Here is a 23,139-nt window from a genome sequence, read left to right as displayed (position 1 = left end):
GCATGACCCGAACGGGGTCCGCCGCGGGCGCGGCCGACGCGTGGGGTGCGGACGTCAAGCCGAGCGGGAGGAGCAGGGCGGCCAGGAGGCCGAGGGCGGACATGACCCGTAAGTGCGGGGACGGGTGGGGGATTCCGTGCATGGTGGTCCCTTCCCTGGACGAGGTGGGAGCGCTCCCAGCACATCAAGCCATTGTTGTCATTGACGCGTCAAGAGGTCTGAGGGCGGGAAGGTGAGCGTCAGGCACCCGGGCCTGGGCTACTGCTCCCACTGGAGCTGCGAAACGGAGCATCCGGACGGGTAGTCCGACGTGCGCTACGTCCACGCACCCGATTCCGTTCTCCAGCCTTTCCGCCGACGAGACGGTCGCGTCCGAGTGGAGGGACAGCAAGGTACCTGGACCCCGCGGGGGAGGTGCGCGCCGCGATCGTCCTGGACAACCTCGTCCACCGCGGCGAGATCCCCGTCACCATCGGCGTGTGCGTCGATCCGGGACAGATGCCAGGCGGCAATCCCTACCCGGACCTCGTCTCCCGCTTCCGCCTTGTGCTGGGAGACGGCGGGCACAGCCCCGACACGGCGGCGTCCTGCTGCCGGACGCTCTGCGCTGGCGGTGGCGGCCCGGTGAGGACTGATCGCCACCTGCTCACTCGCCCCGGCGCCTGCCATGGCCGCGCCGCATGCTGCACCTCGTGCGAATCCTCAGGGATATTTGCCGGGCCATGAGGCATTCATGACCGGAGGCCCAAAGAGACGAGTCCATGATGGTCGGCGTCGGTAAGGCATGCCTTGGCTAACTCGCACTGCGGAGGCCGGGCGTTGGGCCGGGAGGGCCGCGCTACATGTGGGACGACTCGTTTCCGAGTTTTCTGATCGGGCTGAGGGAGGGGCTGGAAGCGGGGCTCATCGTCTCCGTGCTGGTCGCCACCCTCGTGCGGGCGGAGGCCAGGTCGCGGCTGGCACAGGTGTGGACCGGGGTGCTGGCCGCGATCGCCCTGTCGATGAGTTGCGGCGCGGTGCTGACCTTCACCGCCGCCTCCCTCTCCACCACCGCCCAGGAGGCCTTCGGCGGAGCCCTGAGCATCGTCGCCGTCGCCTTCGTCACCGCGATGGTGTTCTGGATGCGGCGGTCCGCCCGCGGCCTCGCCAGTGAGATCCGGGAAAAGGTCACCGAGGCGCTGACCATGGGCGCCGGAGTCCTGATCCTCACGTCCTTCCTCGCGGTGGGGCGTGAGGGACTGGAGACCGCCCTGTTCCTGTGGACCACCGCACGCGCCGCCGACGAATCGGCGGGACCGCTCACCGGCGCGGGCGTGGGGCTCGCCCTCGCGGCCCTCCTGTGCTGGGGGCTCTACCGCCGGGTACTGCGCATCGACCTCACCCGCTTCTTCACCGTCACCGGGGCGGTGCTCGTCCTCATCGCCGCGGGCGTCCTCGGCTACGGGCTGCGCGACCTCCAGGAGGGCGGGGTCCTGCCCGGCGGGGCGGCGTTCGCCTTCGACCTGAGCGGCAACGTCGACGCCGGCTCCTGGTACAGCACCCTCCTTCAGGGCGTTCTCAACGTGACTCCGGCCATGACCTGGCTCCAAGTGGCCGGGTACGCCGGCTATCTCGCCGTGGTGATGCCGCTGTTCGTCAGGGGAGTGCGCGGAGTGCCGGGAGCTCGTCGGACCGGCCCGGAACCTTCGCCCGCGGACCCGCGGCCCGGCCTCCCCGCCGGCCGCACGGCACGGCGCCGCCGCCTGCTCCTCCCCGTCGCCGTCGTCGCCGTCCCCGCCGTCCTGGCCGGTCTCGTCGTGGCCATGGCCCACCCCAAGCCCGCCGCCGGTCAGACCGTCGCCGTCTCCGAGACGGACTGCGGCCAGGGCTTCACGGCACCGAAGCCGGGGCGGCAGGACTTCCGGATGCGCAACACGGGGAACCAGACGTCCGAGGTGTACCTGATCGACCCCTCCTCGAACGCGGTCTACGGCGAGGTCGAAGGCCTGGCCCCCGGCACCACCCGGGACCTCGTCGCCACCGTGGCGGGGGGCGCCTACGCCTGGCGCTGCGTGCCCGCCGACGGCAGAGCGGTCACCTCGCAGGCGGTACGGGTCACCGGAGCCGCCGGTGCTCACGCCGTCGTCCCCGTCACCGAACGGGACCTCGCCGCACCGCTCACGGCGTACAAGGCGTACGTGAATCGGGGCCTGTCGACGCTCGTCACCCAGACCCGGCGGCTCGGCGACGACATCCGGGCCGGGCACCTGGACACCGCCCGCGCCGACTGGCTGACCGCCCACCGCACCTACGCCTCCCTCGGCGCCGCCTACGGCACCTTCGAGGACTTCGACCAGAAGATCAACGGCCGGCCCGACGGACTGCCGGGCGGCGTGCACGACCCGGGCTTCACCGGTTTCCACCGGATCGAGTACGGGCTGTGGCACGGTCGGTCCGCCGCGGAACTCGAAGGCCCCGCCCAGCAGTTGGCCGAGAATGCCGCCGGGCTGCGGAAGGCCTTCCCGCATCAGGACTTCGATCCCTCCGACCTGCCCCTGCGCGCCCACGAGATCCTGGAGAACACCCTCCAGTTCGAGCTGACCGGCGACACCGACCAGGGCAGCGGAACCGGGCTGGCCACCGCCGACGCCAACCTCGCCGGCACCCGCGAACTGCTCACCGTGCTCCGGCCGTTGCTCACCCCGCGTGCTCCGCGGCTGCTGCCCACCGTCGACGCCGACATCACCCGCCTGCAGCGCCTGCTCGACTCCGCACACCACGGGGACCGCTGGACCCCCGTCGACCGGCTCGACCCGGAGGTGAAGGCCCGGATCGACGGGGCCACGGGGCAGCTCCTCGAAGACCTCTCCCCGGTGCCGGACCTGCTCGAGATCAGGAAGTCCGCATGAGCGCCGAGCGACGACACCAGCCCGCACAAGACTCCGAAGGGAACCCCCTCATGCCGTCCGCCGACACGCCGCCGACGGGCTGCCCCGCCCACGCCGGCCGCCGCTCCTTCGTGAAGACGGCCCTCGGTGCCGGGGCCGCCGGAGCGGTCCTGGCCGGGGGAGGTCTCGCGCTCGCCGAGAGCGGCAGCGGCACAGCCCTGGCGGCCGGGCAGCACAGCGCCGGTCCGGTGCCCTTCCACGGAATCCATCAGGCCGGGATCCTCACCCCGGCCCCACCGGCCGCCGCCTTCGTCTCCTTCGACGTCATCGCCGACCGCCGTGCCGAACTGGCCGACCTGCTCAAGACTCTCACCGACCGGGCCCGCTTCCTCACCTCCGGCGGCACGCCCGCGGACCTCGGGGTCGGCGCCCCGCCCTCGGACAACGGCATCCTCGGGCCCGTCGTGCCGGCCGACGCGCTCACCGTCACCGTGGGGGTCGGGGCCTCCCTCTTCGACGACCGCTACGGACTCGCCCCGGCCAAGCCGCACCGGCTGGCCCCCATGCGGACCTTCCCCAACGACAACCTGAACCCCGCCGAATGCCACGGTGACCTGTCCCTGCAGATCTGCGCGGCACGCCAGGACACCGTGCTGCACGCGCTGCGCGACATCGCCAAGCACACGCGGGGCGCGCTGCAGATCCGGTGGCGCGTCGACGGCTTCCAGAACGTGCCCCGGCCCAGCGGCGCCCAGCGCAACCTGCTGGGCTTCAAGGACGGCATCGCCAACCCGGACGTCGCCTCGGCCCGCGAGATGGACCACCTGGTGTGGGTCGGTGAAGGGCAGGGTGAACCCGCGTGGGCGGCCGGGGGCAGCTATCAGGTCGTCCGGATCATCCGGATGCTCGTCGAGTTCTGGGACCGGGTCTCGGTGTCCGAGCAGGAGCTGATGTTCGGCCGGCGCAAGGACACCGGCGCACCGCTGGACGGCGCCCGGGAGACCGACAGCCCGAACTACGCCAAGGACCCGCACGGCACGGCGATCCCGCTCGACGCACACATCCGGCTGGCCAATCCCCGCACCCCCAAGACCGACAACTCCCGCATCCTCCGCCGGGGTTACAACTACGACCGGGGTGTCGATACCGTCGGGAACCTCGACATGGGACTGGTCTTCTGCTGCTACCAGCAGGACGTGCGCCGCCAGTTCGAAGCCACCCAGACCCGGCTGATCGACGAACCCCTCGTCGACTACATCTCCCCGACCGGCGGCGGTTACTTCTTCGCCCTGCCCGGAGTGCGGGACTCCTCCGACTGGCTGGGCAGAGGGCTGCTCTCCGCCTGACGGGAGGCCGGGGCCGGACGCGACCCGTGGAAAGAACGGCGACCCGCACGCGCGATGTTCAGGAACACGCGCACGGGTCGCCGCGACCGGTAGGCGGCCGGACCTCAGGCCTCGGCGCTGCCGCGCGTCACCATCCTCCGCAGCAGTGGCCACACCAGCAGCAGCACGATCACCGCGTACACGGTCACCGCGAACGGCGTGTTGACCAGGCCCGTCACACTGCCGTCGCTGATCTGCAGGGCGCGCCGCAACTGCTGCTCGGCGTTCGGACCGAGGATGACGCCGATCACGGCGGGCAGCACGGGCAGCCCGTAGCGGCGCATGCCGAAGCCGATCAGGCCGATGATCAGCAGGATCACCAGGTCGATCACCTCACCGCCGACGGCGTACGCGCCGACCGCCGCGAAGAACATGATGCCCGCGTACAGATACGGCCGCGGGATGCGCAGCAGCTTCGCCCACACCGGCGCCAGCGGCAGGTTCAGCGCGAGCAGCAACACCATGCCGACGAACAGGGAGGCGATCAGGCCCCACACCAGGTCGGGTTCACGCTCGAAGAGGAGCGGACCGGGCTGGATCCCGTACTGCTGGAAGGCGGCCAGCATCACGGCCGCGACCGCCGTGGTCGGCAGGCCCAGCGTCAGCATCGACACCAGGGTGCCCGCCGCCGAGGCCGACGCCGCCGACTCCGGACCCGCGACCCCCTCGATGGCGCCCTTGCCCCACTCGTCCTTGTGCTTCGACAGGCGCTTCTCCGTCACGTACGACAGGAAGGTCGGGATCTCCGCGCCGCCCGCCGGGATCGCGCCGAACGGGAAGCCGATGAACGGGCCGCGCAGCCACGACTTCCAGGTCCGGCTCACATCCCCGCGCCCCAGCCAGGGACGCCCCACCGGGATCGGCTCGGGCGGCCTGCGCCGCAGGTGTGCCGCCACCCACAGCGCCTCGCCGATCGCGAAGAGCCCGACCGCGACGATCACCACGTCGATGCCGTCGGCCAGTTGCAGCGAACCGAACGTCAGGCGCTGCTGGCCGGTCATCTGGTCCAGGCCCACCAGCCCCAGGGTCAGGCCGATCAGCAGGGAGGCCAGACCGCGGATGCGGGACGAGCCCAGCACCGAGGTCACCGCGATGAACGCCAGCACCATGATGGCGAAGTAGTCCGGCGCGCCGATGTCGACGGCGAGCTTCGCGACCGTCGGCGCGAGCGCCACCAGTAGCAGCGTGCCGATCAGGCCGCCCGCGAAGTGCCCGACGGCGGCAGCGGCCAGGGCCTGGGCGCCGCGCCCGGACTTGGCCATGGGGTTGCCCTCCATGGCCGCCACCACCGCCGCGCTCTCACCGGGTGTGTTGAGCAGGATGGAGGTGGTCGAGCCGCCGAACATCGCGCCGTAGTAGATGCCCGCGAACATGATGAACGCGCCGATCGGGTCGAGCCCGTACGTCACCGGCAGCAGCAGGGCGACCGCCATCGCCGGGCCGATGCCCGGCAGCACGCCGATCGCCGTGCCGAGCAGCACACCGATCACGGCCCACAGGAGATTGATCGGTGTGAGGGCCGTACCGAAGCCGTCCAGGAGGGAGTTGAAGGCATCCATGTCACAGCACTCCCATCAGCGGACCGCCGGGCAGGGGCACTCCGAGCAGGTTGTTGAAGACGGTGTAGGTGACGAGGGAGAGCCCGGCGGCGATGAGCGGGTCGCGGTCGATCCGGCGGCTGCCGAGTGCGAACGCCGCGCCCCAGAACAACAGCGCGCCGGCGATGGGGAAGCCGAGCGGCTCGATCAGGACGGCCGCACCGAGGAACACCCCGGCGAGCAGCAGCACCGTGCGCCAGTCGGCGGGCTCGGACAGGTCGACGTCCTCCCCGCCCTCGGCCTGGCCCCGGCCGCCGCGCAGCACGTCCACGGCGAGCAGCGCGGCGATGACCAGCAGGCCGGCGCCGACCACGACCGGCACGGTCTTCGGGCCGACCGGGCCGCGCTGCGCGATGTCCACGTCCATGGTGAGCGCGTCGGTCAGCACGAGGACGCCCAGGGCCAGCAGCAGCGCGCACACGCCGAGTTCGGAATGCTCCCGCAGCCACGAGCGCCGCTCGCCGCCGGTCTTCGCGGTGGATATGTCGGTCTGCGTCGTCACAGTCCCAGCTCCTTCAGCACCGAAACCACGCGCTTGTCCTCGGCGTCGAGGAACGCGCCGAACTTGTCGCCGGTGAGGAAGGCGTCGTCCCAGCCGTTCTGCTCCAGGGACTTGCGCCACTCGTCCGAGTCATGGAGCTCCTCGACGAGCTTGACGAGCTTGTCGCGCTCCCCGTCGTTCAGGCCGGGCGGGGCGACGATGCCGCGCCAGTTGGTGAAGTTCACGTCGTAGCCCGCCTCCTTCAGCGTGGGCGCGTCGAACCCGTCGACGCGCTTCGGGCCGGTGACCGCGAGAAGGCGCAGCTCGCCCGCCTTGATCTGGTCCTGGTACTCGCCGACCCCGGAGACGCCGAAGGCGACCTTGTTGCCGAGGATCGAGGCGAGCAGTTCGCCACCGCCGTCGAAGGGGATGTAGTTGACCTGCTTCGGAGGGATCCCGGCGGCCCGCGCCATCAGCATCGGCGCGAGGTGGTCGGGCCCGCCGGGCGAGGAGCCGCCTCCCACCGGGAGCTTGCCCGGGTTCTCCTTCCAGGCGCCGATCAGGTCGTCGATCGTCTTGTACGGCGAGTCCTTCGCCACGACCACGACGTCCTGCTCCTCGGTGAGCCGGGCGATCGGCGTGGTGTCCCCGAGTGTCTTCGGCGCGTCGTTGGAGCGGACGGCGCCCACCACCCCGAGCCCCATGGACATGGCCAGCTTGCCGTTGCCGTGCTCGCTCACCAGCCGGCTGAGGCCCACGGTGCCGCCGGCGCCGGGCAGGTTGAACACCTCGATGTTGTGGGTGAGTCCGGCGTCCTCGGCGTTCTTCGCGGCCGTGCGGGCCGTGATGTCGTAGCCGCCGCCGGGCGTGTTGGGGACCATGAAGCGCAGGCCCGGGATCTGCGTGCCGGTCTCGGAGCCGCTGCCGGTGCTCAGCAGCGGGGGTCCGACGAGCACGAGCACGGCGGCCCCGATCAGGGCGAGGGGGGTGCGCAGGCGCACGAGTGCCACCACCTGTCGGTACGTCGATGCGGGTAGGTAAAGACCCTGTGAGGGAGGGTGACGTGGGCCACATGGTGCCCGGGCTGCGGCGGGCTGTCTGCCTTCCGGAAGCAACGGAGGTTTTGGTCTTTGCGGTCACCGCGAGCGCCGCCGGGTGCGAGCCGGACGCACGGGGGCCCCGGCGCCTGCGCGCCGGGGCCCCTGAACCAACGGTCACTGATCCGCGTGAACCTCCAGGGCGGCCCGCACCGCCGACTCCAGGGCCCCCTCGATCCACGCCGGTTTGACGGACGTGTGGTCCCCGGCGAAGTGCAACGGCCCCTCACGCCCGGGGATGACGGGCAACAGCTCCGTGTGCTGCCCGGGCAGCAGCACCGACGCCTCCCCGTAGGCGTACGGGTCGCGCAGCCAGCTCTGGGTACGCCCCGCACCGGTGTAGAACACCTCGATGCGCCGGCCGTAGACCTGCTGGAGACCGCACAGCGCGTGCGGATACCGCGCCTCGTCGTCCAGGGAGTCCCAGCGCAGAGCGTCGTCGGCCCAGCTGTACGACGCCAGGACCACACCCCCCGCGCTGCCCGGGACCGGGTGCGACGGGTTGAACATGAAGCGGTTGGCGTTGTCCGACACGGAGCCGCCGCCCACGACACCGGCCGCCTCCGGCTGGTCGCGGCCGATCGCGCGGTTCGCGGCGTAGTGGGTGCGCTGGCCCTGCGTGATGTGCCCGCCGGGCACGGACGGGTGTGCGCCGAGCAGGCTGCCGTCCGCGGGGGCCTTGCCGGTGCGGTAGGCGTCGTACAGGCCGGGGTCGACGGCGTTCAGTTCGCGCTTCCAGTCGTCCTCGTCGAACTCCCACCAGCGGCGGCTGAACTCGAGCAGCACCTTGGTGGCGCTGTCGTAGTGCAGCTCGCAGACCGCGCGGCGCTTGCGGTAGGACAGGGGCGGATCGATCTGCACATGGCGCAGCCCGGAGAACGGCACCGTGACCACGGCGACGTCGGCGGTGAACTGCTCGCGGACGACCGGGCCGTCGCGCCCCTCGGACACGGTGTCCACCCACACGTGCGGGCCCTTGCTCCGCACATGCCCGCCGTCCGCGGACGGCCGGTCGGGGTGGTGGTACTGGATGCGCGTCACCCGGCGGTCGAACCGCACCTCCTTGCGCACGCGCTCGAGCAGGGCGTCCGGCAGCACGGCCGTGCCGCCCTCCAGCTCGTAGAAGGGCGTGTCGGGACTGATGAGAGAGGAGCCGATGAAGCTGTGGATGAAGGAGAGCGGGAGACGTGAGGTGAGGTTCTCCAGGGTGCCGATCAGGTCGACGGTCCGCTCGTCCAGCCCCGCGTGCTCGGTGAGGAAGCGGAACATCGACCAGTCGCCGAACCGCTTCACCACCCGCGCCCAGCCCCGCAGCCGCTCCGGCAGCGGCTTGTCGACCCGCTTGCCGTCCTGGCCGACGTAGCTGAACTCGTCGCGCACGGGGTCCAGCGCGGCACGCAGGATCGCCGCGGCGGGGGTGTCCCAGTAGGCCTTCGGGACGCCGAAGGACCGGTTCACGCGCCGGGGGGAGCGGGCGTAGTCGGCGCGCCGCACGCGGATGCCGTTGACGTGGATCCAGGTGCGCGCGGCGGGACGCCCCTCCTCGTCGACGTCGACGTAGTGGAAGCGCCGCTTCTTCAGATCGAACCGGTCGATGAGTTCCATCACCAGCGGATGACTGCCGGGGATGCGCATCGCACCCGCCTCGGCGTACTGGCGGGGATCCGCGAAGGGCTGCCCGGCGCCCTCGTGGCCGCCCTTGCGGAAGGTCTTGATACGGCCGCCGGCCCGGTTGCCGTTGGCCTCCAGGACCGTGACCCGGTGCCCCGCCTCCTTCAGCAGCCAGGCGGCCACCAGCCCGGACGGCCCGGCGCCGATGACGAGGACGTCCTTGGGGCGGGTCCGGCGCGCCGGCAGTCCGTCTTTCAGGACGCGCACGTAGCGCGGAACGAGGGGGCGGTCGTCGGAATCCAGGACGAGCAGAGCACGGGCGACGGCGAGGCACCGGTCGGAGTCGGCGCCGCGGCTGCCGCCGGGGGCGGCCGGAGCGAGCGGCGCGGCCGGCGCGGGCAGGGCCGCGGCGGTACCGCCGGCCAGGGCCGTCGCCACCGTGGCCGTGCCGGCCACCGCCGCGAACTCCCGCCGGGAGAAACCAGAATCGGAGCGCACCACCGCGTGATCATCAGTCATGGCGATCTTTGTAACGGGGGCCGTGACGGGCCGCGGCCGTTCGCCGGGACGTTGCCCCTAAGGAGCGAATCAGGGGCAAAACCCTCACGTCGCGGCGGATCCGCCACTCTCCGCGTGCCTGCACACCCGAAGGAATGAATGCGCGGCGAACGGCGCCGGCCGCCGCGAACGAGCCTCCACACTGCGACTGCATATCCACAACCGTGCTCTCCGGCCGTCCTGATCGGTGCACCGCGCACGCGGCACCGGCCGGCCGTACGAGAGCCCGGGGCGACGGAGGGGGAAGGGTGGCGCAGCGGCGCACCGCGTGGGGTGACCGGGTCCGTTACTGGTTCGACAGCACGCTGGCCCGCGGCGCCTCAGCCCTGGTCGGCTGGATGGCGCTGCTGTGTCTGGCCGTCGTCGTCCCGGCCAGCGCGCTGGTGGTGTGGACCGACCCGCGCGCGCCGGAGTCCCTGCCGGACCGGCTGGCGCAGGTGTGGCGCCTCACGGGGGAGACCCTGCGGCTGGGCGGGACGACCGGCACGCCGCTGCGCGTGACGATGTCGGTGCTGCTCGCCCTGGTCGCGCTGCTGTACGTCTCGACGCTGGTCGGCCTGATCACGACGGCACTCACGGAGCGGCTCACCGCGTTGCGGCGCGGCCGCTCGACCGTGCTCGAAGACGGACACGTCGTGGTCCTGGGCTGGTCGGAGCAGGTGTTCACCGTCGTCGGCGAGCTGGTGGCCGCCAACGCCAACCAGCGGCGCGCGGCGGTGGCGGTGCTGGCCGACCGGGACAAGACCGCGATGGAGGAGGCACTCGGCACGAAGGTGGGCCCCGTCGGCCGTACGCGGCTGATCTGCCGCAGCGGACCCACCACCGACCCGGCCGTGCTCAAGCTGACCAGTCCGGCGACGGCCGGCGTGGTGCTGGTCCTGCCCCGCGACGAGCCCGACGCAGATGCCGAGGTCGTCAAGACGCTGCTGGCGCTGCGGGCGGCCCTGGCCGGGGTGAAGAACCGCCCGCCCGTCGTCGCGGCCGTCCGGGACGACCGCTACCGGCTGGCCGCAGGCCTCGCCGCCGGCCCGGGCGGCGTCGTCCTGGAGAGCGACACCGTAACGGCCCGGCTGATCGTCCAGGCCGCCCGCCGTCCCGGGCTCTCCCTCGTCCACCAGGAGCTCCTCGACTTCGCCGGCGACGAGTTCTACCTGGTCGCCGAAGAGTCCCTGACGGGCCGCCCGTTCGGCGACGCGCTGCTGTCCTACCCGACGTCCAGCGTCGTCGGGTTGGTGCGCGGCGACACCCCGCTGCTCAGCCCGCCGCCGCAGACGACCGTCGCCGCGGGCGATCTGCTCATCGTCATCTCCCGCGACGACGACACGGCCTGGCCGGGGGAGTGCGGGCAGTGGGTCGAGAAGGCGGCGATGGCCTCCGGACCAGCGACGCCCGCGCGGCCGGAGCGGATCCTCCTGCTGGGCTGGAACCGCCGGGCGCCGCTCATGGTCGAGCAGCTGCGCCGCCGGGCCCGGCCCGGGTCGGTCGTCGACGTCGTGGCGGACGGCTGCGAAACCACGGTCCGGCAGGTGCGCGAGTCCGGAGCCCCCGACGGCACCGACCTGGCCCTGACCCTCCACCCGGGGGACGTCACCCGCCCCGAGACCCTCCGGCGTCTGGACGTGCACTCCTACGACAGCGTGATCGTCGTGGGCGAGGACCCCGCTGCCGGACATCCCCCGGACCGACCCGACGACCGCACGCTCGTCACCCTGCTGTTGCTACGACAGCTGGAGGAAGCCTCCGGACGTGAACTCCCCGTCGTCACCGAGCTGGTGGACGACCGCAACCGGGCGCTGGCACCCCTCGGGCCCGGAGCCGATGTGATCATCAGCGGCAAGCTCATCGGCCTGCTCATGGCTCAGATCTCCCAGAACCGGCACCTCGCGGCGGTCTTCGAGGAGCTGTTCTCCGCCGAGGGCACCGGCATCCGCCTGCGGCCGGCCGGCGACTACGTGCTGCCCGGGTGCGAGACGGCCTTCGCCACCGTCGTGGCCGCGGCGCGCGGGCGCGGCGAGTGCGCCATCGGCTACCGCAGCCACGACGACGCCTCCACGAGCCCGGGTTACGGCGTGCGGGTCAACCCGCCCAAGGCCGAGCGCCGCCGCTGGACGGCCGACGACGAGGTGATCGTCGTGGGGACGGACTGAGCGGCCGGCGCAGGGTCTGGGGGCCGGAGCATGAGGCGCAGGCGGGGTGCTGATGAGTGACCGAGGGGGAGCGCGTGCACGAGCCGAACGGGCACCGGCCGCACCCGACGTCCCAGGCGCACCGAGGCGCGAACGCGCCGGGCGGCACTCCTCGGAACCCCTCGGCGCCGGATCGCCCGCACGGGCGGCCCGGCGCCCGCTCCCGGGCGGTCAGTCCTCGAACGCGGTCAGGACGCCGTTCTGCCCGGGTGCGAACACGCGGCCTCCGGCGGTGGCGATGCCGGGGTTGACCCAGCCGCGCCAGTCCTCCTCCGCGCGTACGTTCTCCATCGGGTGCGGTTCGGCCCAGCGCCGGTAGGACCAGACCACCGCGCCGGTACGCTCGTTCAGCACCACCAGCTTCCCGTTGCCGTCCTCGACGTACACGTACCCGCCGGCGACCAGCCGGACGGTCGCGGCCCCGCGCGGGCTGCGGTAGCTCCAGGCCGTCTTGTACGTCGTCGTGCTGATCGCCTTCACGAGGCCCCGGTACGCCACGTAGACCCGGCCCGGGCCGAACGCCGGCGTGGCGTCGGCGGGGAAGGAGCGCAGAACGGCGCCGGTGTTCTGGTCGTACGCCACGGTCCGCTCGTCGTCCGCGTCGTCGCTGCGCAGCCACAACGCCCCGGCGCCGCGCGCGATCGGATTGCCGCCGAGCGCGAGCAGGTCGGGCACGTCGTAGCGGCGCAGCTCCCGGCCGGTGCGCCGGTCCAGGAGCTGGTACGAGGCGTTGTCGAAGCCGAACCACACACCTCGTTCGTCGACGACCACGGGTGACCATCCCCAGTCGACGAGCGGAGCCCGCCACAGCTCGGCTCCGTCGCCCGGGCGCAGCGCCAGCGCCGTGCCCCGCCCGTCCTGGGTGTACAGCGTGCCGTCGTACCAGGTCGGCGGGTATTCGCAGGAGCCCGAGCCGATGCTGCGCGTCCACCGCTGCCCGCCCGTCGCCGGGTCCCAGGCGGTCAGGACGCCCCTGCCGGTCTGGGTGTAGAGGAGCCCGCCGCCGTAGGCCAGGGTCGCCTTGGGGTCGTTGTCGGCGATCAGCCGCTGGGGCCAGAGCCGCTTGCCGGTGGCCGCGTCCAGGCCGACGAGTTCCATGCGCGGGCCGTCGCTCCCCTCCTCCTCGGCCGCGTTGACCACCACGAAGACCTTCCCGCCGACCGCGACCGGCGCGGAGACCGCCGAGCCCAGGTCGACCGACCAGGCCTTGGTGAACGGCGGGGCCGCCGTGGCTCCGGCGACGAAGCTGTCGTGACGGGCGTTGGCGCGGTAGCCCAGTGTGGCGTCCGCCGGCTCCGCGGTGACCTTGGCCCTCGCTTTGGCGATCCCGGCCGCCGGCGCCGGAGTGGCCGCGGCGCCGGGTCCGGCGCCGACGGCCAGGACCGCGAGTGCCGTCGCCACCACGCAGCTCGATCTCGCCCGGACGTGCCTCGCGGACCTGCCCATGGAAACCCCCCTCGGGTCGGATGGAAGGGGCCGGTGCACCGGCCGCCGCTCCGCATACCCGTGGAGTGAAAAACAACTCCCTTGTGGCGAAGGAGACTTAGCGAATCGGCGCGATACCGCGACCCCCGCCGGGCGCAAGCGATTCACGTTCCCGTGATCCTTGTGAAGAAACATGAAAATTCGACTGTGTGTTCGCCTGTGGGTGGGGCACCAGAGGGACCGGAGGTTGATGACTATGGTTCCCCTGCTTCTCGTCCTGCTGCTGGCCCTGGTCCTGTTCGGTGCGGGCTTCGCACTGAAGGCCCTGTGGTGGATCGCGGTGATCGTGCTGGTCCTGTGGCTGCTCGGCTTCGTGCTGCGCACCGCGGACAGCGGTGGCCGTAAGGGCCGCTGGTATCGCTGGTAGGCCGGCGGACCGACAGCATGTCGGTGGCGAGCAGATCGTCAGGAATGGGGTAGACGAAAGTGACCCGAAGATCTCCCAGGAAAGGCGTTCCATTTCCATGGCCGAAACGAAAGACGTCGTAGAACTCATCCTTCAGGATCACCGGCGCATGGAAGACCTCTTCCGTCGGATGCGGAGCGTCGAGGACGACCGGGCGGGAGCTCTGCGCGAGTTCGCGGACCTGCTGATCGCGCACGCGCAGGCCGAGGAGGCCAAGGTCTATCCGGCACTCAAGCGGTACAAGAACATCGATGACGAAGAGGTCGAGCACGGCGAGCACGAGCACGACGAGGGCAACGAAGCCCTCCTCGGACTCCTCGAGGTCGAGGAGGTCGGCTCCGAGGAGTGGGACTCGAAGCTCGAGGAGCTGGTCGAGGCCGTCACCCACCACGCCGACGAGGAAGAGCGCACCATCCTCAACGGTGCGCGGGAGAACGTGGCGATGGAGCGGCGCGAGGAACTCGGTCTGGCGTTCTGGCAGGAGCGTGAGCGCCAGTTGAAGGCCGGGTGCGGTTCCGTGGAGAACGTACGCAAGATCGTCGAATCCTGACCCTTACAGGCCGGCCCTGTGGGGCACCGCCCTCCGGCGGTGCCCCACAGGGCCGGTCGCCGTTGTGGCCCGGGCGGCGCTACTTCTCCGGTGCGGAGCGGGTGGCTGCCGTCGTCGATCCGCAGCGTGCCCGAGCGGAGGCCCTGGGTCCATCTCAGTTCCAGGTACCAGCGCACCTCGCTCTTCGACGTGTGCGCGGTGACGTCCAGGACCAGGGGAGTCCCGGCGGACCCCTCGTACGGGAAGCCGCGCCTCGGGCTCACGGCCCGGGGCTCGGGGGCGTCCAGGTCCACGGCGAACGGGTGCTGTGCCTCCGTGCCTCGGCAGTCCCCGTAGGTGACTTCGGCGGGCGGCGCTTCGGCGGACAGTACCCGGACGTCCATGGCGGTCACGGTCACGGGGCCCTCTGCCGTGCTTCACACGTTCAGACGGAACGTCGTGGGACGGGTCCGACTGCCGTCCGTGCGGGGGCAGTCGTCGTCGGACGGGACGACGGCCGCCGAGAGAGGGACGTTCCCTCCGGCCGCCCCGGCCTCCCCGTCGGGCACCGCGATGGCCGGGACCGTCAGGTCCGGTACCGACTCGGCCCGGAACCGGTCGATGGCCGGCGCTCCGGAGGTGCTGAGGGCGACCACGGCGGCCCCCAGCAGGACGTACCGCGAGACGAGTCGGCGGGCTGGCGGCGTCGGCTCCGCGGCAGTCGGCGGATTCTGGACGACCGGTACCGGCGCGGGCACCGGCACCTCCGCACCCTCCGACGCGCTCGCCCCCCTGCCGCGCCGCGCCTCGTCCGCCACCGCCCATCGCCGGTGCAGCTCCCTGGCAGTGGTCTTGCCGAAGCCGCGGCCGGCGCCCTCGATGTGGGCGACGCCCGCGAGCACCGCCGGGGAGACGACAAGGTCGACGGCCAGGCGTCCGCGGATGGAGACTTCCGCGTCGGGTGAGAGGTGGCGGGCAGCCCCGTCACGGCGAGGGCGGCGGCCGTGAAGGCGAGGGCGGCACGTCTTGCGGCTCCGTGGAGCGGGGTAGCACGCGGGTGTCCCTTCTGTCGCTTTTGGTCGGCTGTCGGTATGGCAGGGCATGCCGACAGAGTGGTTCTGTGCGACAGAACGCCAAGGAGGGTGCGCCGTGCGATCGCTCCGGCTGACCATCCGTTCCCGGCAGGGCCGTCCCCGGCGGGCAGAGGGGGAATGCCGTTTCCACGGCGCGGGCGACAGCCCGTATGTCCGCCCCAAGCTGGGACGATGCTCGGGCGGACCTTGTGCAGGTAGCTGCAGGGGGGTTGTCCAGACATTCTCTCGCGCCTAGGGTCCTTTCCGAGTGCAAGCGCTTTCCAAGCGCTCGTCCGCCGGTTGTCCGAGGAGCGCCGCATGTCCTTGTCCCCCACCCGCCGCCGCGTGGCCGTCGTCGGCACCGGAGCCATCGTCAGCGGCAGTCACCTGCCCGCGCTGCGGGCCCACTCCGACCGGGTGGAACTGGTGGCCGCCGTCGACGTGGACCAGGAGCGCCTCGACGCCTTCCGCGAACTGGCCGGTGAGCAGGTCGCCGGGTACACCTCGGTGGACGCGATGCTGGACGCCGTACGCCCCGACCTGGTGCTCATCGGCACGCCGCCCTCACTGCACCGCGAGCAGACGGTGGCCGCGCTCAAGGCCGGCGCCTGGGTGCTGTGCGAGAAGCCGCTCACCCTGTCGCTCGCCGAGTACGACGAGATCGCCGCCGCCGAGGAGGCCTCCGGCGGGTACGCGTCGGTGGTGTTCCAGCACCGCTACGGATCCGGAGCCGTGCACGCCCGCGACCTGATCACCAGCGGCGAGCTGGGAGCCCCGCTCGTGGCGCACTGCCAGACCACCTGGCACCGGGACGCGGCGTACTACGCGGTGCCCTGGCGCGGGAAGTGGGCCAGCGAGGGCGGCGGCCCGACCATGGGCCACGGCATCCACCAGTACGACCTGCTGCTGCACCTGCTCGGCGAGTGGGAGGAGATCCGCGCGATGGCCGCGCGCCTGGTCCACGACACCGAGAGCGAGGACGTCTCCACCGCCCTGGTGCGTTTCCGCAGCGGCGCCCTCGCCACCGTCGTCAACAGCGTGCTCTCCCCGGACGAGGTGAGCCGCATCCGCATCGACTGCGCCGACGCCACGGTCGAGCTCACCCATCTGTACGGCCACAGCAACGACAGCTGGGCCTACACCCCGGCCCCGCACGTGGCCTCCGAGCGGGCCACCGCCTGGCGCACACCCGCCGGTGACGTGCCCAGTTCGCACACCGCTCAGCTGGGCGCACTCCTCGACGCCTACGACGACGGCACCCGGCCACCGGGCAGCGGTCACGACGCCCGCGCCACCCTCGAGTTCGCCGCCGCCCTGTACAAGGCGGCGTTCACCGGCCGCTCGGTGCAGGCGGGGGAGATCGGCCCCGGCGACCCGTTCTACGAGGCCATGCACGGCGAGTACCCCGACTGGGCCCCCAAGGAGCGCGCATGACCATCCGCGTCACCCACACGCACGGCGAGGACATCGCCGTCACCGCAGGCGGCACGGAGATCCTCCGCTACGTCTACCGCCCCGACCCGGACCCCTTCGAGTCCCGCAAGCCCTACGCCCATCCCGTGCGCACGCTCTCGGGCCGTACCGTCACCGGCTACCGCCCGAACGACCACCGCTGGCACAAGGGCCTGCAGATGACCGCGAGCCATCTGTCCGGGCAGAACTTCTGGGGCGGCAACTGCTACGTCCACGGCCAGGGGTACCTCCGCCTGCCCGAGCGCGTCGGCTCGATGCGGCACGACGGCTTCGCGGACCTCACCGTCGAGGACGACCGCCTCGCCTTCACCGAAAACCTCACCTGGATCGAGAACGGCGGCGAGGAGTGGGCCCGCGAGGTGCGCGGACTGACCGTCCACTCGGTGGACGAGGAGGCCGGATCCTGGGCCCTGGACTGGTCGATCCGCCTCACCAACACCCGCTCCGAACCCCTGGCCTTCGGCTCCCCGACCACCGCGGGCCGCGAGATGGCCGGCTACACCGGCCTTCAGTGGCGCGGCCCGCGCGATTTCACCGGCGGTACCGTCTTCGCCCCGGACGCCGACGCCGACGCGGGCACCCTGATGGGCACCCAGGGCCCCTGGCTCGCCTTCACCACCGAGCACGACGACGTCGACGGCCATTCCACCCTCGTCTTCGCGCACGCACCCGACAACCTCGACGGGACCTCGGCGATCCACGAGTCGCACTGGTTCGTCCGCTCCGAGCCCTTCCCGACCGTGGCGTTCTCCTGGGCGTTCTTCGAGGAGTTCGAACTGCCGCCGGGGGAGTCCTTCGGGTACCGGTACCGCATCGTCGTCGCCGACGGCGCGTGGGACCGCGACCGGGTGGACGCACACCTGAAGGGCCTGGCGTGGTGAGCGAACCCGAGCGGGCGGGACTGCCGCATCCGCTGCCCGGCGCGATCGGTCTGTCCCACCTCAGCGCCTACGACTGGGAGGCCGCCGACGGCGTCTGCGGCGGCAGCCCGCACCTGCACCTGGTGTGCACGGAGGCGTACGTCGTCACCGGCGGCCGGGGCGCGGTCCAGACACTGAGCCCGGACGGCTACCGGGAGATCCCCCTCGAAGCCGGGTCCCTCGCCTGGTTCACGCCGGGCACCGTGCACCGCATGGTGCAGGGCGGCGACCTGCGCATCACCGTGCTGATGCAGAACAGCGGCCTGCCCGAGGCCGGGGACGCGGTGTTCACCTTCCCGCCCGAGGTGCTCGCCGACCCGGAGAAGTACGCCGCCGCGGCCGCCCTCCCGCCCGGCACCGGACCCCAGACGGCCGCGGCGGCCCGGCGCCGCAGGGACCTGGCCGTCGAGGGGTATCTCGTCCTGCGCGAGGCCCTCGTCGCCGGTGACAACGGCCCGTACCTGGAGTTCCAGCGGGCCGCCGCCCGGATCGTGCGCGACAAGGTGCCCACCTGGAAGGCCTTGTGGCGGGAGGGTGCACGGGCCACCGCCGAACGAACGGGCGCCCAGCTCGACGCCCTGGCCGCCGGCGATCCCGCCTACCTCGGCGGGGCCACCGCCCACGAGGCAGCGCCCACCCGGCTCGGCGGCTTCGGCATGTGCGGCCGGCGCGACGAGTACGCGCTGCCCGGCACCACGCTGCCGTACCAGGGGGAGTAGCAGCAGGGACCTGAGGGGGGCCCAACCGAAACTCCGTCGAGAGGAGTGACCTCGGCATGCCCGGACACAGGACAAAGGGGTTCTGCGCGTCGGCCGCCGCACTGGCACTGTGTGCCGTGCTGGCGGGGTGCGGAGGATCCGGCGAGTCCGCGGGCGGCGGCAAGGTCGTGCTGCGCTACACGTGGTGGGGCAACCCCGACCGCGCGGAGCGCACCGAGCAGGCCGTCGCACTGTTCGAGAAACAGCACCCGGACATCGACGTGGCGACGTCGTTCTCCGGCTACGACGCCTACAAGCAGAAGCTCGCCACCCAGGCCGCCGGCGGTGACGCCCCGGACGTGATGCAGCTCGACTACCGCCAGATCGACCAGTACGCCTCCGGTGGAGTCCTGCTCGACCTGACCGAGCAGAAGTCCGCCCTGCGCACCTCCGAGATCGACCCGGGTCTGCTCGCCACCGGCCGCGTCGACGACGTCCAGTACGCGATCCCGCAGGGCCGCGGCACCGAGACCGTCGCCTACGACGTCCGGACGTGGAAGAAGTCGGGCGTCCCCCTGCCCGGCGAGAACTGGACCTGGAGCGAGTGGGCCGACACCATGAGGGCCCTCGCGCAGAAGACGGGCAAGCCCGGGGCGACCGACCCCGGCCAGAGCGAGGACGCCTTCGAGGTCTGGCTGCGCGGCCGGGGCAAGGCCCTCTACACCGAGGACGGCCGACTGGGCTTCACCGCCGCTGACCTCACACGCTGGTGGACCTTCACCGACCGGCTGCGTCGCGAGGGCGCCGTATCGCCCGCCGAGCAGACCACCCAGCTCGACGGCTCCGTCGAGAACACCCCGCTGGGACGCGGCACGTCGGTCACCGACGCCAACTGGGACGCACCGGCCAGCGGCTTCGCCGCCCTCGTCGAGGGCGGTGTCGCGCTCGCCCCGATGCCCACCGGTGAGGACGGCACCCCCGGCCAGTACTTCAAGCCGTCCATGTTCGTGGGCGTCTCGGCCGACACCGGCCACCCGAAGGAGGCCGCGCAGCTCGTCGATTTCCTGATCAACGACCGGCAGGCCGCGAAGATCCTCGGCGCGACCCGCGGCATCCCCGTCAACGAGACGATACGGGACGAGATCGGCCCGCAGCTCAAGGAGTTCGACAGGACCATCGCCGACTTCCAGGCATCCCTGGAGGGCAAGCTCAAGGATCCGCCCCAGGCGCCGCCCTCGGGCGACAACGCCCTGCAGAGCACCTTCCAGCGCGACTACGACCAGGTGTCCTACGCGCGCATGTCGCCCCGCGAGGCGGCCGAGAACTACGTCACCGAGGCGAAGGCGGAGCTGAGGTCATGACCACCACCGCGATCCCCGCGGCGAGGCGCGCCCCCGCCGCCCCACCGAAGCGCCGCCCCCGGCGCGAACGCGAGGGCGCCGCCTGGGTGTTCCTCTCGCCCTGGGTGCTCGGCGCGATCGTCCTGACGCTGCTGCCGATGGCCGTGTCGCTGTACCTGTCGTTCACCGACTACGACCTGTTCAGCCCGCCGCGGTGGGTGGGCCTGCGCAACTACGTGCAGATGTTCACCGAGGACCCGCGCTACTGGCGTTCGGTCGCGACGACTCTGACGTACGTCGTCGTCGCCGTGCCCCTGCAACTCGCCCTCGCTCTCGCCGTCGCACTCGCCCTGAAGGGCATGAAGCGCGGCAAGGGCTTCTACCGCTCCGCGTTCTACGCGCCTTCCCTGCTCGGCGCGTCGATGTCCATCGCGCTCGTGTGGCGGGCGGTCTTCAACGACGGCGGCACCGTCGACAACGTGCTCGGCACCGGCGGCTGGGTGAACAAACCCGGCTGGGCGCTGCTGGCCGTGGCCCTGCTGACCGTGTGGCAGTTCGGCGCGCCGATGGTCATCTTCCTCGCCGGGCTCCAGCAGATTCCCGCGGAACTGTACGAGGCGGCGGCGGTCGACGGAGCCGGGAAGTGGCGGCAGTTCCTGTCCGTCACCGTGCCGATGCTGTCCCCGGTGCTCTTCTTCAACCTGGTCCTGCAGACGATCCAGGCGTTCCAGGTGTTCACGCCCGCCTTCGCGGTCAGCGCCGGCAAGGGCGGACCGGCCGACTCGACGCTCGTCTACACCATGTACCTCTACGACCGCGGCTTCGTCGCCTCCCACATGGGCTACGCCTCCGCCATGGCCTGGGTGCTGCTCCTCGTGATCGGTGTCGTCACGGCGGTGCTGTTCCGCACCTCGCGCTCCTGGGTCTTCTACGCCTCCGAGGGGGACCGGTGACCTCGACGACCGCCGCACACAAGCCCGTTCGGTGGGGCCGTGCCGCCGTACACCTCGGCTGCCTGGCCGCCCTGCTGGTCATGCTGTACCCCCTGGCCTGGCTCCTGGCCACCTCGCTCAAACCCGCCGACGAGGTCATAGCCAGCCTCGACCTGCTGCCCAGCCGCCTGGAGTGGTCGAACTACGCCACCGCCCTCGACGGCGTCAACGACGTCTCCATCTGGCGGCTGCTCGGCAACTCCCTGCTGATCGCGGGCGGTGCCGTCCTCGGCAACGTCATCAGCTGCTCGCTCGCCGCCTACGCCTTCGCGCGTCTGAGGTTCCGCTTCCGCGGGCCGCTGTTCGCCTTCATGATCGCCACGATCATGCTGCCGCACCACGCGGTGCTGATCCCGCAGTACATCATCTTCAACCAGCTCGGCCTGGTGAACACCTACTGGCCGCTGATCCTGCCGAAGTTCCTCGCCACCGAGGCGTTCTTCGTCTTCCTCATCGTCCAGTTCATGCGCAGTCTGCCGCGCGAGCTGGAGGAAGCGGCCCGGATCGACGGCTGCGGGCCGTTCCGCAGTTTCTTCCAGGTCGTGCTGCCGCTCACCCGGCCGGCCCTGATCACCACCGCCATCTTCACCTTCATCTGGACCTGGAACGACTTCTTCACGCAGCTCATCTACCTCTTCGACCCGGACAAGTTCACCCTCACCCTGGCGCTGCGCTCCTTCGTGGACGCCTCAAGCACCTCCGCGTTCGGCCCCATGTTCGCCCTCTCGGTGATCGCGCTGCTGCCGATCGTGCTGTTCTTCCTCGCGTTCCAGCGGTTCCTGGTGGAGGGCATGGCGAGCTCCGGACTGAAGGGCTGAGGGAGATGACCGCGAGGGACACGGGCGAGGTGTTCGGCCCGCGCATGACGCTGTTCGCCGATGTGCTGAGCGTCGGCCTGGCCACGGCGGCGGCCTGCCTGCCCCTGGTCACGGTCCCGGCCGCGCTGTCGACGGCGTGCGCCGTGCTGCGGGGGGCGGGGCTGGACCAACCGGTCACGGCGGGACGGTACTTCGCCCTGCTGCGGCGGCGGTTGCGGACCGGCGACCTGGTGGCGGGAGCCGTCGCCCTGGCCGGTCTGCTGGTGTTCGCCGCCGATGTGGCGCTGGCCGCGGCCGGGCTGCCGGGAGCACCGCTGTTCGCGGTGGCGGCCGCGGTGATCGGCACGGGCGCGGTGGTGGTCGGGCTGCGGGCCTGCGGGCGCACCGAGTCGCTCACCGACTGGCGGGCCGCGGTGCGCGGGGCAGGCCGGGACGCCGTGACGGACGTGGGGGGCAGCGGCCTGGTCCTGCTCGCCGTGGCGACGGCAGCGCTGTGCGCCTGGATGCTGCTGCCGCTTGCCCTTCTCGCTCCCGGGCCCCTGGCGCTGGCGCTCACGGCCGTCGACGTACGCCGTTCCGCTGCCGTTACCCCTCAGCCGCCGTGACGTACAAGCTGTTGAGGCACTTCAGGTGTGAGCACCGGCAGGACGCAGACCAGCGCGTCGAGCCGCAGCAGCTGGGCCGCGGCCCGGGCGAACCAGGCCGCTGGACCGCGTGCGCCTTCGACTGGTCGACCGGCTACCGCGGCGCCTCGCCGGACAACCCGTTCGGCTCCCGTTCTCGCGTACAGCGGCGGTAGCGAGACGCCCACGACTCATCGGCGTGAAGAGCCGCCGATGCTGATCCGCGGCCACGAACGGGCCGCCGTGAGAAGGGCCTGGGCCCCTGCCGACGGGGTGGCGGCTGCCGCCGCCAGGGCCGCCGCAGCGCTCGCGATGCCGAGCACCGCACCCGCCGCCACGTCACCCGGGTAGTGCACGCCCGTGTGGACGCGGGAGTAGCCGACGGCGCTCGCCAGCGCGCCGAGCGGTACCGCCGCGGGCGGCAGGACCACGCCGACGGCGGTGGCGAAGGCGACCGCCGACGCCGTGTGCCCGGACGGGAACGAGGCGGAGGTCGGCATCTTGACGTGCCGGTCCACCGTCACCCGGGCCGCCTCCCGGTCCGGCCGCGCCCGGCGCACCAGGCGCTTGCCGAGCAGGTTGGCGGAGGCCGAGGCCACGGCGATCGCGCCGACGCCGGCGAGGGCGGCCTTGCGCGGTCGCTTCCCGGCCAGGGCCAGGGCGGCGGCGATACCGAACGAGATCTTGGAGTGGTCGGCCGCGTGCGACAGGTGGCGCAGCGTCCGGTCCAGGGTCGGCGTGGGGGTGGCGGCCACCGCCGCGTACAGGGCGCCGTCCACAGCCCTGAGATCGGCGAATACGGCGCTCAGGAGCCGCCCGGGCCGACTCGTGAGGTCCCCGGTGCGCTGCAGCGGACGGGGGGCGTCCGCGTCTGTGGTCGTCGGATCGTTCATGTGCTTCTCCCCGCAGTGGCCTTCCCAGCAAGGTACCGGCTCGCGCCCGGCGCACGCTCGGCGCCCCTGCGAGCCGGTACCTCCCGAGTGCCCAGACGGCGCACGA

General features: G+C 72.0%; 19 protein-coding genes. 12 read left to right on the top strand and 7 right to left on the bottom strand.

What is annotated here, in order from left to right; genetic code table 11:
- The first annotated feature begins 842 nt into the window (after positions 1-842).
- Together efeU and efeB are read left to right on the top strand one after the other, a co-directional pair.
- The gene (efeU, locus tag AB0F04_RS25565; RefSeq protein ID WP_362044899.1) at positions 843-2,888 is read left to right on the top strand and encodes an iron uptake transporter permease EfeU; all 2,046 of its coding nucleotides are present in this window, start codon (positions 843-845) and stop codon (positions 2,886-2,888) included.
- A 50-nt stretch (positions 2,889-2,938) separates the two neighbouring features.
- The gene (gene efeB / locus AB0F04_RS25560) at positions 2,939-4,213 is read left to right on the top strand and encodes an iron uptake transporter deferrochelatase/peroxidase subunit (protein WP_362044897.1); all 1,275 of its coding nucleotides are present in this window, start codon (positions 2,939-2,941) and stop codon (positions 4,211-4,213) included.
- Positions 4,214-4,317: 104 nt separating this feature from the next.
- On the opposite strand, the gene AB0F04_RS25555 is transcribed toward efeB, so the two are convergent.
- From AB0F04_RS25555 to AB0F04_RS25540, 4 genes are all read right to left on the bottom strand, one after another.
- On the bottom strand, positions 4,318-5,811 hold the full coding sequence (locus AB0F04_RS25555) for a tripartite tricarboxylate transporter permease (protein ID WP_362044895.1): 1,494 nt from the start codon (positions 5,809-5,811) through the stop codon (positions 4,318-4,320).
- 1 nt (position 5,812) lies between these two features.
- The gene (locus AB0F04_RS25550; RefSeq protein WP_362044893.1) at positions 5,813-6,352 is read right to left on the bottom strand and encodes a tripartite tricarboxylate transporter TctB family protein; all 540 of its coding nucleotides are present in this window, start codon (positions 6,350-6,352) and stop codon (positions 5,813-5,815) included.
- A complete protein-coding gene (locus tag AB0F04_RS25545; protein WP_362044924.1) occupies positions 6,349-7,332 on the bottom strand; it encodes a tripartite tricarboxylate transporter substrate binding protein in 984 nt (327 codons plus the stop codon). The genes AB0F04_RS25550 and AB0F04_RS25545 overlap by 4 nt, the downstream gene beginning before the upstream one ends.
- Positions 7,333-7,545: 213 nt before the next feature.
- Positions 7,546-9,558, bottom strand: coding sequence for an FAD-dependent oxidoreductase (locus AB0F04_RS25540; RefSeq protein WP_362044891.1), 2,013 nt, complete (start codon positions 9,556-9,558; stop codon positions 7,546-7,548).
- A gap of 287 nt (positions 9,559-9,845) precedes the next feature.
- On the opposite strand from AB0F04_RS25540, the gene AB0F04_RS25535 reads away from it, so the two are divergent.
- Positions 9,846-11,744, top strand: coding sequence for an NAD-binding lipoprotein (locus AB0F04_RS25535; RefSeq protein ID WP_362044889.1), 1,899 nt, complete (start codon positions 9,846-9,848; stop codon positions 11,742-11,744).
- A 210-nt stretch (positions 11,745-11,954) separates the two neighbouring features.
- Here the strand turns inward: AB0F04_RS25535 and AB0F04_RS25530 are convergent, their stop codons facing one another.
- Positions 11,955-13,229 carry a PQQ-binding-like beta-propeller repeat protein gene (locus AB0F04_RS25530; RefSeq protein ID WP_362044887.1) on the bottom strand — a complete coding sequence of 425 codons (1,275 nt, stop codon included), beginning with the start codon at positions 13,227-13,229 and terminating at the stop codon, positions 11,955-11,957.
- Between the two features lie 235 nt (positions 13,230-13,464).
- Here AB0F04_RS25530 and AB0F04_RS25525 point away from each other — a divergent pair, with 235 nt between their 5' ends.
- On the top strand, positions 13,465-13,635 hold the full coding sequence (locus AB0F04_RS25525; protein WP_184567467.1) for a DUF5670 family protein: 171 nt from the start codon (positions 13,465-13,467) through the stop codon (positions 13,633-13,635).
- Positions 13,636-13,732: 97 nt separating this feature from the next.
- Positions 13,733-14,224 carry a hemerythrin domain-containing protein gene (locus tag AB0F04_RS25520; RefSeq protein ID WP_362044885.1) on the top strand — a complete coding sequence of 164 codons (492 nt, stop codon included), beginning with the start codon at positions 13,733-13,735 and terminating at the stop codon, positions 14,222-14,224.
- Positions 14,225-14,640: 416 nt separating this feature from the next.
- Here the strand turns inward: AB0F04_RS25520 and AB0F04_RS25515 are convergent, their stop codons facing one another.
- Positions 14,641-15,105, bottom strand: coding sequence for a hypothetical protein (locus tag AB0F04_RS25515; protein WP_362044883.1), 465 nt, complete (start codon positions 15,103-15,105; stop codon positions 14,641-14,643).
- 489 nt (positions 15,106-15,594) lie between these two features.
- On the opposite strand from AB0F04_RS25515, the gene AB0F04_RS25510 reads away from it, so the two are divergent.
- From AB0F04_RS25510 to AB0F04_RS25480, 7 genes are read left to right on the top strand one after another with little or no spacing between them, the layout of a single operon-like run.
- The gene (locus tag AB0F04_RS25510) at positions 15,595-16,710 is read left to right on the top strand and encodes a Gfo/Idh/MocA family oxidoreductase (RefSeq protein ID WP_362044881.1); all 1,116 of its coding nucleotides are present in this window, start codon (positions 15,595-15,597) and stop codon (positions 16,708-16,710) included.
- The gene (locus tag AB0F04_RS25505) at positions 16,707-17,630 is read left to right on the top strand and encodes a PmoA family protein (protein WP_362044879.1); all 924 of its coding nucleotides are present in this window, start codon (positions 16,707-16,709) and stop codon (positions 17,628-17,630) included. The genes AB0F04_RS25510 and AB0F04_RS25505 overlap by 4 nt, the downstream gene beginning before the upstream one ends.
- Entirely contained in the window at positions 17,624-18,388 is a 765-nt protein-coding gene (locus AB0F04_RS25500; RefSeq protein ID WP_362044877.1) for a cupin, read from the top strand. Before AB0F04_RS25505 ends, AB0F04_RS25500 begins: the two co-directional genes overlap by 7 nt.
- Positions 18,389-18,444: 56 nt before the next feature.
- Entirely contained in the window at positions 18,445-19,728 is a 1,284-nt protein-coding gene (locus tag AB0F04_RS25495; protein ID WP_362044875.1) for an ABC transporter substrate-binding protein, read from the top strand.
- The gene (locus AB0F04_RS25490; RefSeq protein ID WP_362044873.1) at positions 19,725-20,660 is read left to right on the top strand and encodes a sugar ABC transporter permease; all 936 of its coding nucleotides are present in this window, start codon (positions 19,725-19,727) and stop codon (positions 20,658-20,660) included. The genes AB0F04_RS25495 and AB0F04_RS25490 overlap by 4 nt, the downstream gene beginning before the upstream one ends.
- On the top strand, positions 20,657-21,517 hold the full coding sequence (locus AB0F04_RS25485) for a carbohydrate ABC transporter permease (RefSeq protein ID WP_362044871.1): 861 nt from the start codon (positions 20,657-20,659) through the stop codon (positions 21,515-21,517). The genes AB0F04_RS25490 and AB0F04_RS25485 overlap by 4 nt, the downstream gene beginning before the upstream one ends.
- 5 nt (positions 21,518-21,522) lie before the next feature.
- The gene (locus tag AB0F04_RS25480) at positions 21,523-22,122 is read left to right on the top strand and encodes a hypothetical protein (protein WP_362044869.1); all 600 of its coding nucleotides are present in this window, start codon (positions 21,523-21,525) and stop codon (positions 22,120-22,122) included.
- A 209-nt stretch (positions 22,123-22,331) separates the two neighbouring features.
- On the opposite strand, the gene AB0F04_RS25475 is transcribed toward AB0F04_RS25480, so the two are convergent.
- Positions 22,332-23,033, bottom strand: a complete 702-nt coding sequence (locus AB0F04_RS25475) for a phosphatase PAP2 family protein (RefSeq protein ID WP_362044867.1) — start codon at positions 23,031-23,033, stop codon at positions 22,332-22,334.
- Positions 23,034-23,139: the final 106 nt, after the last annotated feature.

The organism is Streptomyces sp. NPDC029041, from assembly GCF_040637515.1.
Lineage (GTDB): Bacteria > Actinomycetota > Actinomycetes > Streptomycetales > Streptomycetaceae > Streptomyces.
This window is presented reverse-complemented; position numbering and strand designations above follow the sequence as displayed.

Bases quoted from the DNA above. Each gene is read 5' to 3' on its own strand.
- efeU (WP_362044899.1), top strand. From the start codon at position 843: ATGTGGGACGACTCGTTTCCGAGTTTTCTGATCGGGCTGAGGGAGGGG.
- efeB (WP_362044897.1), top strand. From the start codon at position 2,939: ATGCCGTCCGCCGACACGCCGCCGACGGGCTGCCCCGCCCACGCCGGC.
- AB0F04_RS25555 (WP_362044895.1), bottom strand. From the start codon at position 5,811: ATGGATGCCTTCAACTCCCTCCTGGACGGCTTCGGTACGGCCCTCACA.
- AB0F04_RS25540 (WP_362044891.1), bottom strand. From the start codon at position 9,558: ATGACTGATGATCACGCGGTGGTGCGCTCCGATTCTGGTTTCTCCCGG.
- AB0F04_RS25530 (WP_362044887.1), bottom strand. From the start codon at position 13,229: ATGGGCAGGTCCGCGAGGCACGTCCGGGCGAGATCGAGCTGCGTGGTG.
- AB0F04_RS25525 (WP_184567467.1), top strand. From the start codon at position 13,465: ATGGTTCCCCTGCTTCTCGTCCTGCTGCTGGCCCTGGTCCTGTTCGGT.
- AB0F04_RS25520 (WP_362044885.1), top strand. From the start codon at position 13,733: ATGGCCGAAACGAAAGACGTCGTAGAACTCATCCTTCAGGATCACCGG.
- AB0F04_RS25510 (WP_362044881.1), top strand. From the start codon at position 15,595: ATGTCCTTGTCCCCCACCCGCCGCCGCGTGGCCGTCGTCGGCACCGGA.
- AB0F04_RS25505 (WP_362044879.1), top strand. From the start codon at position 16,707: ATGACCATCCGCGTCACCCACACGCACGGCGAGGACATCGCCGTCACC.
- AB0F04_RS25495 (WP_362044875.1), top strand. From the start codon at position 18,445: ATGCCCGGACACAGGACAAAGGGGTTCTGCGCGTCGGCCGCCGCACTG.
- AB0F04_RS25490 (WP_362044873.1), top strand. From the start codon at position 19,725: ATGACCACCACCGCGATCCCCGCGGCGAGGCGCGCCCCCGCCGCCCCA.
- AB0F04_RS25480 (WP_362044869.1), top strand. From the start codon at position 21,523: ATGACCGCGAGGGACACGGGCGAGGTGTTCGGCCCGCGCATGACGCTG.
- AB0F04_RS25475 (WP_362044867.1), bottom strand. From the start codon at position 23,033: ATGAACGATCCGACGACCACAGACGCGGACGCCCCCCGTCCGCTGCAG.